Origin of the sequence: Ruficoccus amylovorans (assembly GCF_014230085.1) — a bacterium.
In the GTDB taxonomy this organism is placed as follows: Bacteria; Verrucomicrobiota; Verrucomicrobiia; order Opitutales; family Cerasicoccaceae; genus Ruficoccus; species Ruficoccus amylovorans.
In genome coordinates, this window is sequence record NZ_JACHVB010000020.1 from 327,148 (window position 1) to 340,607 (window position 13,460).

10 protein-coding genes are annotated in these 13,460 nt (G+C 59.6%); 2 read left to right on the top strand and 8 right to left on the bottom strand.

The genetic code is table 11. From position 1 onward, the window contains the following. Positions 1–80: 80 nt before the first annotated feature. The 8 genes from H5P28_RS07855 to H5P28_RS07890 all read right to left on the bottom strand — a co-directional run bounded on the left by H5P28_RS07855 (position 81) and on the right by H5P28_RS07890 (position 10,348). A complete protein-coding gene (locus H5P28_RS07855) occupies positions 81–1,640 on the bottom strand; it encodes a hypothetical protein (RefSeq protein WP_185675156.1) in 1,560 nt (519 codons plus the stop codon). Further along, positions 1,630–3,636 carry a hypothetical protein gene (locus tag H5P28_RS07860; RefSeq protein ID WP_185675157.1) on the bottom strand — a complete coding sequence of 669 codons (2,007 nt, stop codon included), beginning with the start codon at positions 3,634–3,636 and terminating at the stop codon, positions 1,630–1,632. Before H5P28_RS07860 ends, H5P28_RS07855 begins: the two co-directional genes overlap by 11 nt. Before the next feature lie 57 nt (positions 3,637–3,693). Then, a complete protein-coding gene (locus H5P28_RS07865) occupies positions 3,694–4,839 on the bottom strand; it encodes a glycoside hydrolase family 99-like domain-containing protein (RefSeq protein WP_185675158.1) in 1,146 nt (381 codons plus the stop codon). A gap of 26 nt (positions 4,840–4,865) precedes the next feature. Continuing rightward, positions 4,866–5,621 carry a type II secretion system protein gene (locus H5P28_RS07870; protein WP_185675159.1) on the bottom strand — a complete coding sequence of 252 codons (756 nt, stop codon included), beginning with the start codon at positions 5,619–5,621 and terminating at the stop codon, positions 4,866–4,868. Positions 5,622–5,750: 129 nt separating this feature from the next. Then, positions 5,751–6,647: a LamG domain-containing protein gene (locus H5P28_RS07875; RefSeq protein ID WP_185675160.1), complete on the bottom strand. Its 897-nt coding sequence runs from the start codon at positions 6,645–6,647 to the stop codon at positions 5,751–5,753. Between the two features lie 330 nt (positions 6,648–6,977). Next, a complete protein-coding gene (locus H5P28_RS07880) occupies positions 6,978–7,766 on the bottom strand; it encodes a helix-turn-helix domain-containing protein (RefSeq protein ID WP_185675161.1) in 789 nt (262 codons plus the stop codon). Positions 7,767–7,790: 24 nt separating this feature from the next. Continuing rightward, positions 7,791–8,687, bottom strand: coding sequence for a helix-turn-helix domain-containing protein (locus H5P28_RS19990; protein WP_185675162.1), 897 nt, complete (start codon positions 8,685–8,687; stop codon positions 7,791–7,793). Next, positions 8,684–10,348: a sodium:solute symporter family transporter gene (locus H5P28_RS07890; protein ID WP_185675163.1), complete on the bottom strand. Its 1,665-nt coding sequence runs from the start codon at positions 10,346–10,348 to the stop codon at positions 8,684–8,686. The genes H5P28_RS19990 and H5P28_RS07890 overlap by 4 nt, the downstream gene beginning before the upstream one ends. A 242-nt stretch (positions 10,349–10,590) precedes the next feature. Between H5P28_RS07890 and H5P28_RS07895 the strand changes: the two genes are divergently transcribed. Together H5P28_RS07895 and H5P28_RS07900 are read left to right on the top strand one after the other, a co-directional pair. Beyond that, positions 10,591–11,817, top strand: coding sequence for a Gfo/Idh/MocA family oxidoreductase (locus H5P28_RS07895; protein WP_185675164.1), 1,227 nt, complete (start codon positions 10,591–10,593; stop codon positions 11,815–11,817). Between the two features lie 222 nt (positions 11,818–12,039). Beyond that, positions 12,040–13,455: a purine-cytosine permease family protein gene (locus H5P28_RS07900; RefSeq protein ID WP_185675165.1), complete on the top strand. Its 1,416-nt coding sequence runs from the start codon at positions 12,040–12,042 to the stop codon at positions 13,453–13,455. The last annotated feature ends 5 nt before the right edge of the window (positions 13,456–13,460 follow it).

Below are 13,460 nucleotides of genomic sequence, written 5' to 3' on the forward strand. Positions count from 1 at the left end.
CATGCCGGGCGTAATGTTTACCTGAACTGAAAAGACCCTGCCTCATAAAAAAATGTTTCTTGTTGTTGATCGTTTAAAATTCAATGCAAGGGCTTGATGACAACGTTGTCGAACCAGGTGGTACCCGCACCCTCCTGTTCAAGCACCAGAGCGGGCGCCTGCCCGGTGACTTTGAAATCCACACTCAACTCGGTCCACTCGTTGTCACCGCTCAGCCATTCGGAGCCGACCCATTCCACCCTCTCGTCGCGCTTGCCCGATGTGTGCACCCAGAAATCGGACTGACTCCCGGGCGCTACTGCCAAGCGTGCGCGCCCCGTCAGCCCCGCCGTGCGCACGCGGGCCGTCATCCGGAAGCGCTTGCCACCGATTTTATCCAGCGAGCGCGGATAGCCCCAGGTATTGGCCGCGTACCAGGCCTTTAGTCCCGGCGTCTCGGAACGGATGCGTACCGAGTAATGATCGTCATAGCCGACCTCGTCATCCCGGACGCAGTCCCAGCTATTGGCGAACCACGGCCACTGCGTATCGACAGAGCCGCTGATGAGTTCATCAAAACGGTTGTCATTGGAAAAGACCGGCAACTGGTACTCGCCCTGTTCCCGCCAGGGTAATTCCTCCGCGGCGTCCAGCAGGCGGCTGGCCTCAGCCGGGCTTTGCGGGATAAAGCGAACCTTGTAGCGCAGTTCAAAGTCTTTGGCCGAGCCTCTCACCGGCACAGCATTGCGCATCAGGAAGTGCACATCCTGATAAAACCAGCACAGCATAAAACTCACACTCGATCCCGGCGTTTCCGGCATCTGCACGAGTTGCGTAAGCCAGCCGCCTTCGCCCGCGTCGAGAAAGCCAAAGTACTCGCCCGGCTCGTCGATCTGATAATTACCCAGCGCGTTAAGCGCGATGTAGTTCTCGCCCCGCCGGGTGGTAAACGACACATGCAGCTTGGGCCATTTCTCCCAGGCTTTCCCATCGGGCGAACGGACAAAGGCCTCGTAGAGAATGTCGTCCGGCTCATAACCGTTCTGCAAAAGATCCGAGATCGAAATGCGGTTCACATGGTAGTCAAACGCGTCCAGGCTGGCTCCGGGCCGCCCCGAGGTGTAGGCCCCCGACCGGGCGAACCATGACTCCTTCCACCACGCCTCCAGATCCGCCCGCATGGTGGAGCTCAGGGTGTATTCGAACATCCGCTTGTCACGGTTCCAGGCAGCCTCTATCAGCAGCTTGACCTTGCCGCTGACGGAGGGCTTGTCCGCCTCGACTGCGATGGTGAATCCCTGCTCCGTCACACGGCTGTCCGCTCGCGTGACAACGAAATCTTTCACATCCTGATAAGACCACGCCAGGTCCATCGGGCTGTCCTTGGTCGCGATCCACAGGTCGTTGTCCGGGCTCGCCCGGAAGCGCACGAACCGGTTGTTGCGCAGTTCCAGCAGCAGGGCTTCGCCTTGATAAACCAGCGTCGTCGGCTGGACCTCGTCGAGACTCTGCACACCACCGCGCAAACGACGGTCCACCTCGTCCAGACTGACAACCTGTTCCGTTCGGATGGAAATATCCGGCACTGCACGGGCGGAGGAAACCGCTGCCAGGCAAGCGAGCAGAAAGACCGGCAAGGACCAAAGGCGGCTATTTTTCATGACGTGGCAGTACCGCGACTTCGGCGGGTTCAGTGATGATTTCAGCCTTGTTGAAGTCCATGCGCACGCGTCGGTCACCATGAATAAAATCAATCACGCCGCTATCCCAACGCGATTGTAGATAAGGGCAGTCATAGGTCGGGTAATCCAGATCGACCGGCTGACCATCCACCGTGCGAGCCCCGTTGCGGTGCAGCTCAATCAGCCCGGCGCTGGCCGAGTCGTAGCTCAGGGACATGGTTTCCGGGTCGAAGATCACTTCGTTACCGAGTACTTCCTGGCAGAAGGCCTCAAAGGAACCGTGCTCCCGCCTTGACCCGGCCTCCAGCACCGCCCCCTTACGGGAACCCGCGCTGGTCAGCTCCCGCCCGGCCCACTTCCCGCTCGTGGTCCATGTGTATCCATCGGTCAAATACAAAGCCGCGTACACGTCCCCGCAACGGGCGAAGATCCAGCCATCCTTTTCCGTTACCTCGTCGAAGTTTTCACGGGGGAAATAGGCGTGGACCAATTGATACGGCTCGCGGTCGGGTATCTCGAAGAGGGAAAGCTGCGCGGCCTTGTGCTGGAAGGAGTCGCGGCACAGGCAGCCGAAATCGCCCTCCCAGTAGGTGTGGATGTCGCCGTTGCCGGGATGGTGGACGAAGATGTGCGTCGAGGTGCCATGCGGGATACTGAGTCCGCCGTCGTGTTGCTGATGTTTGGCATAGACGCCCGCCTTCAGGTCAGCCGGGTACGGGTCCTGCCACTGGAGGCTGCCCATGATGTACTGCGGCGTGTACCAGGTGTACTTGCGGATGCTCCCCTCCAGAGGCTGAAGCGGCACGACGTCCGCCATGTTGTGCAGATGCTTGCGCTCCTTGTTCACATAGGGTTCAGGGCGGTCAAGGGCGATTCTGACCACGATGTCCAGCGGACGAAAACTTGAGAAAAGCGACTCGTTGCTGCGCTGCCAGTAGTTCATCGGGGTAAAGGAGAGCAGACGCTCCTGCCCGGACTCCGGCTCGGGATCGACGAGTCCGAAGTAGAGGTACTGCAACTCGTTAACGGTGTACATCGGCGGGCTGCCGCGCTCGCCATCGCGTCCCTGATCCAGCACCTGGCCTTTCACCCGTCCGCGTGCCCCGCCATAGACGCCGAACACGGTATCGACCGCCATATCGGCCAGCATGACATTGGCCATCATTCCGGCCAGGGTTTTCAGTTCCTCATCCTGCGAAAAGTCGTAGAGCGAAAGGATGGCATTGAACGACAGAAACATATAGCCGCCCGAGTCAAACTCGCCCCACCCCTGCCGGGCTCGGTAGCGGATGAAACGCTTCAGCCTCTCGCCATCCTCCCGGGCCAGTTCGGCCCCCGTCTTGCCTTTATAAGCGGAGAAAACCACGTCCGGCATGTGCTGGGCGATCAGGTAGCGGGCCGTCCAGAAAACCAGCAGGTGGTTCTCGCTCCCGTGCTTCGGACTGAAATCAAAACGGCAGAGCGCGTCCACGATGGCTTCTCGCGTGGCCGGCTCCAGCAGCGGCGAGCCGTTGAGCGCGTTATAAACGCGCACCAGTTCCATCATGGTAAAGCCGCTATCATCGACGACCGTCTTGTTACGCGAACGAGGCTCGCCCAGGCTCGCGCAGATTTCGCGCAGCGTCCGGTTAGCGGCCTCGGGCTGGAGCCCAAGACGCAGAGCAGTGGACGCGTAACTGCCAAACACATTATACGAGCCATCCGGCGCATCCGGCTGTCTACCCGCCAGATAATCTTCCGCCGTCATCCCAAACGTCGTGCTCCGCAAGCGGTCACGCCGGCTTTCGTAGGCTGCCGCCACTGACTGTACCGGGTCGTCCTCCGGGCGGGGCTTCACGGCGGAAGATTGCTTCTCCGCGCTCGATGCCGACGCATCCGAAAGGGGCCGCTCCGGCGGGGTTGCCTGCCTGCCGCAACCGGTTGCAATACCCGCCAGGCAAGCAAAGGAAAGCGCCGTCAGTTTCTTGAATTTCATAACAGATCAACTTCTATTGAAAACAGTTTAACCAGCTATCGCCGACAGCATAGGCAGTTAGCTTCCGCTCACGCAGACCTTGGCAGATGCCCGCTTGATCGCTTCCAGGTAGCCGAAGCCGAGGCTCACCTCGGGCTCCAGAAAACTGCCCTCCGTCCACTCGTTCCAGGCGTTGATGGTCAACATTTGAAAGCCCTCTCCCTCTGCAGCCAAGGCAAGGGCACGCTCCAGCGCGGCCTCGAAACGGGCGGGCGTGTTGCCGGACAAAGTACCATGAAAGGGATAGTCACCGACCTTCCAGGGCTTGTCCTGCCGCGTCCTGGCGGAGGGGTCCCAGCCCATGGTTACGTTCGGATAAACCGGCACGGCGGCCTCGGCCCGCAAGCGGGCAAACGACTCGAAATACTGCGCCGCAACGGCGTCGTAGTCGTTTTTCTCATGGCGCGTCATATCGGTGTAGTGGACCCAGATGTAGGCGTTGATGGAGTCCGCACCCAGCTCCGGGGCGAGCGCCGCCGGACGTTTCGCCCCACCCTCGCCAAAGAGGATGGCCACGTCCCAGTCCACCAGGTTGATGTGCAGCCCCGGAAAGCCGAATGCCACGGCCTTCCTCCGCCAGCGGTCGAGCGCCTCGCGGGCCGCCTTGACCGAGCCGAAGGAGCGAACGAAGTGCGGGGCGTCGTAGATCGAAAAGAACGGGGCGCCGTCCACCTTGAGATAAGACGGGTGCGAGAAATACTGCTCCAGCATCCGCGTGCTGACGGCCTCGAAGACATCCGGGTTCAACAGCCCGCTGTAGCGGGTCTGCGGTGTCACATCCGGGTCCGCCGGATGGATGTCATGCCAATCGTGGTTGGCCCACATCAGCGCGAACTGCAGTCGGTCATTGTTCGGAGCGCCGAGAAAGCCCTCGTCCAGCGCGCGCTCCAGGTAGGGGCCGTCGTTGTAGTAGTACCAGTCAAAAAGGAAGGTATCCACGCCGTGGTCGGCGGCGGCGTCGATTTTCATCGCCATGACCTGCGGGTCCGACTCGTCGCACTTCCCCCAGAGCGGACGGTACGGCAGCGGATGCCCCTCGAAGCGCGGGCGGGCGGCCTCGACCAGTTCCCATTCGCTCCAGCCCTTGCGCCCGGTAAAGGCTTCGTTGCGGCGGTCAGGGTGGTAGTTCGGAAAATAATAAGCGGCGATTTCAGGCTTGGGCATGGGATGGATGTTTTTTTGGAAAAAACTCAGTTAATCTCGTTGAGAAATAGATCCTCGCGCTCCTGGCGGGAAAGTTCGGCGGCCACAATCTGCGCACAGCTCCCGTCACCCATGAGCACGTTGCACTTGCCGGCGTTGCGGTCGTAGGGACGCGCGCCATAGGCACCGGTCGAACCGCGCTCGGCGAAAAGCCTCCCGTGCAGCAACCATGAACCGTCCGTGCTTCCCGTCGGTTCGTTGTTGCCGTCGAGCCCGGCCACCGAAGCGATCAGGACTTTCTTTTCGAGATTGGGCGTATTGTACACCGAAACGATTCTGTCGGGATCGGTGTAGTCCCTGTACATGATGAACTCGTAATTGGCTCCATAGTCGCCCCACGGGTGACTGCGTTCGGCGTTCGGGCAGTAGAAAATAATCGGAAGCTTGTAGTCACTACGACTATAGGCCGCGGCGACCGAATCGGGTACCTGACCGGGAAGGTTCACGTACTCCCTCACCTGAGCCATCCACGAGTTGGCCATATTGGGGCCGCCGGAGGGGTCGTCGTTCTGCCGGTTCAGCGTGGGGAGGCGCCCGTTGTTCTCGCCCACGTAGAGCTTCAGAGCCGTTCCCAGTGCGCGTAGATTTCCAAGACTCTTGGTCGCGGCGGCGTGCTCGCGGATATTACCCGCCACAGAGATCACGATCGATCCCAGCAGCGCGATGACCGCGATCACGACCAACAACTCCAGGAGGGAAAAACCTTTTGCGGGGGCAACTTGTGCGTAAAGCCTTCGTTCCATGCTTCGAGTGGGGTAAGGGATATTTTTCGGAGGTGGCTCCTTCTGGCGGAATCTTCCGCCAGAAGGAAAGGCCTGCGCCGTGATCGACGCTCCGTCCGATGAGAAACAAGTCTGAACGCCAGGCAAAGCCTAGCGGCGACAGAAGGCACGCTTGTAGAAGAAAGCGACCAGCGCCCCTCCGAACAGGAAGATCAAGGCGCTCTCACGCGGTTCGGGGATGGCGGAGGCCCGGATGTTTTCCAACTGCGCCTGACTCAACACGCCGGATGCGTTCGTGGTGGAAAGATGCAACTGAAAATCGTCAATGTAGCCTTCAAACGCATTGCTGAGGGTCCCGATGTAGTTACCGATCCTCAGCGTCGAGGAAATGTTCATGTTACTCGCACCGACGGAGCTGGTCGCCACGAGAGAAACGGCGTCTTCGGTCGAACCGGCGTAGAACTTGACGTTGCTGGAGGGCTGAGTCAGGTCCACCGTGACCGCAATATAGAGCCACTCGCCGACAGCCGCGTACGGCGTGGAGACGCCGCTGCCCGTATTAGGAGTCTCTTCTCCCAATGTCGTGGCCACCCGTCCGTCGCTGATGTAGTTGCGAATATCTACAGGGTTGGCGGTACCGGTGATCGCCATCAGGCGGGCTGAATTCGACAGCGCGACATCCGTCGAATAGTACCACATGCTGATCGTGTAGCTCTCGACGAGTGTGGTGCCGTAAGCGTTGCTGAGCGCGTCCCGGAGGTTGGAAGCCGTGACCGCTCCCCCTGCGCCCGACATGGTGGCGGCAGAATTATTAAACGCGTAGTCGCCGGCCTTTCCGCTCACGCCGGTCACGTTTTGCAGCGCGGTGGGAGTACCGGCACTGTTGACAAACACACCGTTCAGCGCCGCGCCGGAGGAACCACTGTTGGTTGCGGTCGTGGTCGAGGTATTGGCATCATTGAAGGTGTAATGGATAAACGGTGTGGTCTGGGCGTTCAGGCCCAGAGCGGTGCCGAGAACAAGCAGGATAGAGGGCAGACTTTTCATGATGTATATGGGTGTATGGAGGGGAAGAAGGTTGGAGTTGTCATGGGGCGCATTTGCCTCATGAACTGCGGATAAATTGCGAATAATCGTTGCAGAACGCAATCGGGAGCGACACCCCTTTTATATACAAAATCGCCCATTTTTATGGCCTATAGCAATATCACTCGCTTTTAAAATTTTCATAAACGACTTATAGAAAATGAATTAAAAGTCGACACCAGAACAAACACTTCGCCCTCCTCCTCGTATTTCGCTTTTCACATTTTCCCCGCTCAATCCCTGAAATCGCGGACGGAGAGTCTCACGACACAAACTCCGGTCGAAATTGAATCACTTGACGCGCAACCGCCACACGTTGGGTGACGTCTTCTGCACACGGGCAAAGACGCGACAGAAATCCGACGTACTGACGAACCCGCATTGGGAAGCGATCTCATCAAGCGTGGCCGAATCGGTCGAAAGAATATCACAGGCGCGCTGGATGCGCTGTCGGGTAAATATCTCCTGCGGAGCCTTGCCCATAACCTGATGAAACAGACGGCGCATGTGGCTGGGCGAGATGTTGCAGGCATCACAAATCGTCGTAATTTTCGGGGCCTCGTGCATGTGCTCAACGTACCATGCGATGATGCGCTCCACCCGCTCGCCCGCCAATTCGTCCAGCCGCCATTGGGACTTGAGCGGGACTTCGCTCAAGGCAATCAGCGCGAGTTCAATGAGGATTTTCTCAAAGGCAAGGCTGCTGAGCTGGTTGGGCGAGTCGTAGCTCGGGCGGGCCTCGACGGCGAGCTCACGCACCCGGTCGAGGCGTTTTTCTTCGAGCTTGAGCGCGAGCACACCGCTGCGGGTCACCTCCTCCTTGAGCAGCAGCGGCACCTGCGGAAACGAGAAAAGCGTCCGGTCGCAGACAGCATCCGCTTCCCGCGGTTTCCAATTGTAGGAGAACTGCGGGGGAATGACCCAAAAGTTCGCCTTGGCCGAGAGTTTGAGCCTGCGGTCCGACTGCACAAAGGATAGCCGCCCCGAATGCAGCGCGAAAAACTCCCAGTTCAAACGCTTGGCGGTATGGTCGGGGTAGTCCCGAAAATCTCGAAGGCCATAGGTGAGGTAGCGCAACATGGGGGCAGTATTACATCGTTGGGATTATTGTTTCTTGCGCGTGGGAGTGGAGCTTTTTCTTTTCGGGCTGACAGGCCCTGTGGTGGCGACGGAAAAAGCCAGAGCGGTGCCTTCCGCCTCCGTCGGGAAGGAAATATTTTTGCGCCACTGATGCGGGGTGAGGTTGTACTCGTCCTTGAAGGAGCGGTGCAGATCTACCTTGCTGGCAAAGCCTGACTCGGGATAAATCCGGTCGATGGTCCAGTCCGTATTCGCCAGCAAGCGGGCGGCTTCGTAAAGCCGCAAGCGGCGAAAAACCACATGCGGCACCAGCCCATACACGGCGAGAAAATCCCGCCTCAACTGGCTGGGAGACATCCCGTTCTCGATAGCGACACGGTCGATGGTCGGCCGGCTTTTCATGTGCAGTTGATACCACTCCTCGGCCCGACGGCAGCGCTCCGATACCCGACGCTGCACGGAGGCGAGCTGACGGTGCTCGTAGTCCTCAAGGAATAGGATCGAAAGCTGCACTACAACCTTCTGGGCATACAACTCGAAAAGTTCGGTCGGATTCACGTAGTAGGGCGCGAGCATGTCCGCCAGTTGCGTAACCATCGCGCAGTCCTCGTCGCTCAGGTCGTGACGCAGGTAGTTCAGGCCCTGCATCCGCCGGTAGAGCAACTCCGGGATGACGCTGAAATGCAGCGATATTCGCTGGACCGTGTTGGACGAACTTTCCCAGTGATAGGTCAGCCCCGGGCGCAGGAGCCACAGCGAAGGCCGTTCGGGCTCGGCCACTTGCTCGCCCGCGATGACGGGCGCGGCCCGTCCCTTCAGGATGACGTAAAATTCCCAGCTCGTGCGCCTTGCCGAGGGGTCCGGCCATTCGTTGAAGTTACGCGTTCCCTGGGAGAAATAACGCAGCATGCGTTCACTCACCTAGCCGACTTCGCCCGAAAATGAAAGGCAATTCCCAAGCCGCCAATGACCAGGCTCACCGCCAGAATCGACACGCGCCCGCCGAGCGGATTAGGGATAAACAACAACAGCGCCACCAGCAATCCGATAACCAACGCGAACCGGCTCATAATCATCAACTGCAAACTGTCATTGGCCTGCCCCACTTCTTTCTCGAAATCGACCGGCTTATGCATGAGCGCGAAAAAATCGTCCACCCGCTGGCGATAAAACGCCGTTTGCGGGAAAAACATACTCAGGAAAAACGCCCCCGCCCCGGCCACAAACACGCTGAGCGTACGCTCGCCGAAGCTCATCAGTCCGGGGTTGGCGTAGTAGATGAGCGAGGGGACGACACCCATTGCGACAGAGAACAAACAGGCCCAGGAAGGTGCACGCCGGATAAACAGGCATAGTGTCATCGGGATCGACATTGGCATGCCGATCGTCGCAGCCAGTCCGATGGCGAAACGGAAGATCCCGGCCTCATTTCCCATCGCCAGATAGCAGGCGATCCCGATAATCAGAAAACCGAAGACGACCGTCATCACCCGGCTCCAGCGCAGCAGGACATCCTCCGGCGGTAGCGGACGCTTCAGTAGCCCGAAGATGAAGGGAACGATGTTGCGGATCAGGATGGCGACATTGCCGTTGAGCCCGCTGTCCACCGAGCTCATCGTCGCCGCGAACATGGCCACGACCATCATGCCAATTAACCCCGTGGGCAGCATTTTCAGCGCAATGACCGCGAAGGCTGCCTCCTCGGGCTTGGGCATGCCCGAGGCCATCACCTCTTCCGGGAAAAGCATTCGCGCCGACATCGGCGGAATAAACCAGAGCATCGTCCCAATGACCGTCAGCACGCCGGTCAGGATGGCCGCCTTGGTGGCCGAGCGCCCCTCCTTGACCGAGAAGTACCGCGTGCTCTGCATCATCGAAGTCATCCCGATAAACTGGATGAAGAAAATCGAGACCAGCCACTCCAAGGTGTAGTCGTTGTTCAGGTCGGAGCCATCGGGCTTGATAAAGGCGAAGGCGTCGCTCAGCCCCTGCGCTTTTATCTCGGAGAAAAATCCGCCAATGCCACCGAAATGAATCAGGCACAATACGGTCAGCAGAATCGTCATGGTAAACATGACCAGCCCCTGAATAAAGTCGGCGGACAGTACCGCCCAGCGCCCGCCCAGTGTGGAGTAGAACAGCACGGTCAGCCCGAGCGCGGGGATGGTCAGCATGAGGGGAACGGAGAAACATGTCGCCGCGAAGATCGACAGCCCGAGTAGCCAAAGCCCGGCTGTCAGCACGGAGAGAAAGACGCCTATCACGGCGAAGACCTGCTCGGTCACCGGACCGAAACGGCTTCGCAGCGCCTCCGGAAATGTCGTCACCCGTAGTTGGCGGAACATCCTCCCGAGGAAGAAAACATGGAAGACATACGCCGCGATGCTGCCGAAGTAAATCGCCAGGACGCTCCACCCGGCCATGTAGGCGGCGCCTCCATTACCAGTAAACGTCAGCGCGCTGATGCCACTCATGAAGGAGCTCATCCCCACGATCCACCAGGTTCCCCGCGAGCCGCTTCGGAAGAAGTCGCTCGTGTCGGTATTGAGCTTCTTGCAGGCCGGACCGACGGCAAGAATCACCAACAGATAAACACCAATAACAATATACTCTACGACCTGGTTTTGCATGGAAGGCAACGAAACAAAGGGTTCGCACTGATTCTGAAGCCGCGCCCCTCAAAGACAAGTCAAGCAACCTCTCACGATAGTAACCTCAACGACCAAGCTGTCACCCCTAATAAGGCCCCACGCGCACGTTATTGTTACCTTTCTGGTGGGCAGATGGCATCGCGGCTTCGTCCCGGCGCGGTATGCTGGTCACAGTGAATACTCCCCATCAGCCCCCGATACGTGTCGGTATAATTGGTGTATCCGGCTATGCCGGATTGCTCGCTGACTGTGTTCAGCGGCATGTCGATGCCGGTCACGCGCACTGGATAGCCGCCGCCGGATTAAAGACCCCGGCAGACATCGCCCGTTGCGAAATCCTCGCCCGTCAGGGAGCGCATATTCACACCGACTGGCGGGAATTGATCGACCAACACGCCGGGCAGCTCGACCTGCTCATGATTCCGACCGCGATCCATGTTCACCGGGAGATGACGGAATACGCCTTGGCCCGGGGTCTGCGGGTTTTTATGGAAAAGCCGCTCGCGGCGACCTATGCCGACGCGCGCGCCATCTGCGAAGCCAACCGCCTCAGCCAGGGTGAGCTTGTTATCGGCTACCAGAATCTTTATTGTGAGAGCACCCACCAGATAAAGAGGTATATCCTCGAAGGACGGCTCGGGAAAATCCAGTCCATGCGCGCACTTGCACTGTGGCCCCGCCCCGCCTCCTACTACAGTCGCAATGGCTGGGCCGGACGCCTGAGCACCGGAGGCAAGCCGGTTAACGATTCGCCCGTCAACAACGCTCTCGCCCACCACATCAACCTGCTGCTTTTCTGGGCCGGAAGCCGTCCGCTGGAAACCGCCCATGTGGAAGCCATTGAGGGTTCACTCTACCGCGCTCGCGACATCGAGAGCTTCGACACGGCGAGCCTGCGCATTTCCACCGGTCAGGATTACCCGCTGGAGTTTCACGGCTCGCATAGCACCCGCGAGATATTTAACCCCGAACTGCATATCCTCGGCAGCCGTGGCAACGTCCGGTGGAAAACCGACCAGAGCATCCATATCGAAACGCCGACAGGTCGCGAAGTCCTGTCGCTGCCTCCAGCCCCCGAGCTACGAGATTACACAGTTTCGCAATTGATGCGTTGGGCGGCTGGAGAAAAAATCCTTTGCTGCACCCCCGGGCAGGCGCTTGAGCAAACCCACGTCGTCGATCTGATTCACCGGCACCTGCCGATTCGGCGCATTCCGGACCGCTTTATCGATATGGACGAGGGCCAGCCAGTTGTCGAAGGGCTACCGCAAGCGTTTCAACGCCGTTACCTCGAAGGCGGTTGCCTCCGGGCTGGTGACACCCCCTGGGCTGAATCGCCCGCCCTCGCGCTTCCGGCGGAAAAAAAATCTGCTTCCCTCGCTGATGTCGCACAGGGTTAACCGGCGACCGGGCCGCACATCGGCCACTACATCCAAGATTCCGCTTGCCCACTAGGGTTGGCGGCGTTGCGCCGTTTTTAGCGAAGCACTCGCAAGGACATTGCGTGTCAATAAATCACGTGACAAGAAAGGCCAATCCGTCTCGATTCCAGTGCTGGAGCCGACTGACGGCGGTGAAAGATTATCTTGCCAAGCCGATTTAGCGGTCCTCAAGTAAGCACTGTGACCCCAACCACCCCACATACCCCAACGGCGGTTCCGCAGGGAGTTCCCGCCAGCGAATTCGAACGCGAACCGGTCCCGGCCAACAAGCTCAAGGGAGCGAACAAGTTCTGGGGCATGTACGCCGGTGAGCACGCCGCGGGGACCGAGTTCATGATCGGACCGTTGTTCCTGCTCAACGGCGTGAGCCTTCAGAACATTTTCCTCGGGCTGCTCGTGGGTAACTTTCTGGCCGTGCTTTCGTGGCGCTACGTCTGCGCTCCCATTGCCGCGCGGGCGCGGTTGACGCTCTATTACCAACTGGAGAAAATCGCCGGAGGCTCGCTGACCAAGGTTTACAACCTCGCCAATGGTGTGCTGTTCTGCTTCCTGGCCGGAGCGATGGTCACGGTCTCGGCCACCGCGGTCGGGATGCCGCTGAACATCCCCATGCCCGCGGCCACCGACATGTTCCCGACGAGCCTCTCGTTTGTGGTCATCGTGCTCGTGGTCGGGCTCGTCATCGCGGTCGTCGCCAGCTACGGGTACGAGACAGTGGCGCGCTTCGCCAACGTCGCCTCGCCGTGGATGATCCTCGTCTTTTTCGCCTGCGGCGTCATCGCCCTCAAAGAGCTGGGCGTGACCAACTGGTCCACCCTCGAACAAGTCTGGACCGAATCCACCATCTTCGCCCAGAACGGCAGCGACCAGACCCGGATGGGCTTCTGGAGCGTGACGTTCTTCGCCTGGTTCTGCAACTCGGCCATGAACGTCGGCATGGCGGACCTGTCCGTCTTCCGCTTTGCCAAAAAGCCCAGCTACGGCTGGGCCAGCTCGGCGGGTGTATACGTCGGGCACTACATGGCGTGGATCGCCGCCGCTCTCATGCTGGCCGCGCAGATCAAGCTCAATCAGGACGCCACGCCCATCCCCGGCCGGATGGCCAGCAACGTGGCCGGACTGGCCGGGATCGTCTGCGTCATCGTAGCCGGCTGGACCACCGCCAACCCAACCATTTACCGCGCCGGACTCGCCTTCCAGGCTATGGTCCCCAAAGCCTCGCGCTTCAAGGTCACGCTGGCCGCGGGCATGGTGGCCACGCTGGCCGGAGTCTTCCCCGCGCTTGCCTGGAAACTGCTCGGCTTCGTGGGGCTTTACGGCACTATTCTCGCGCCGGTCGGGGCCGTCATCTTCGTGGACTGGTACTTCGTCCGCCGCCAGAACCCCGAGGCCCTCTACAACGCCGAACCTGCCAGCAGCTTCAGCCTGAGCGTGCTTGCGGCCTGGGTTATCCCTGTTGGAATTGCGCTCTATTTCATGCACTTCCAGGGCATATCCTCCTGGTTCCTGCCCTTGCCGACATGGATTGCCTGCGCGGTGATCTATTACCTGCTTTCGGCCAAAAACCGCGCTTCACGCGCCCTCCCCGTCGCCTGACCCCC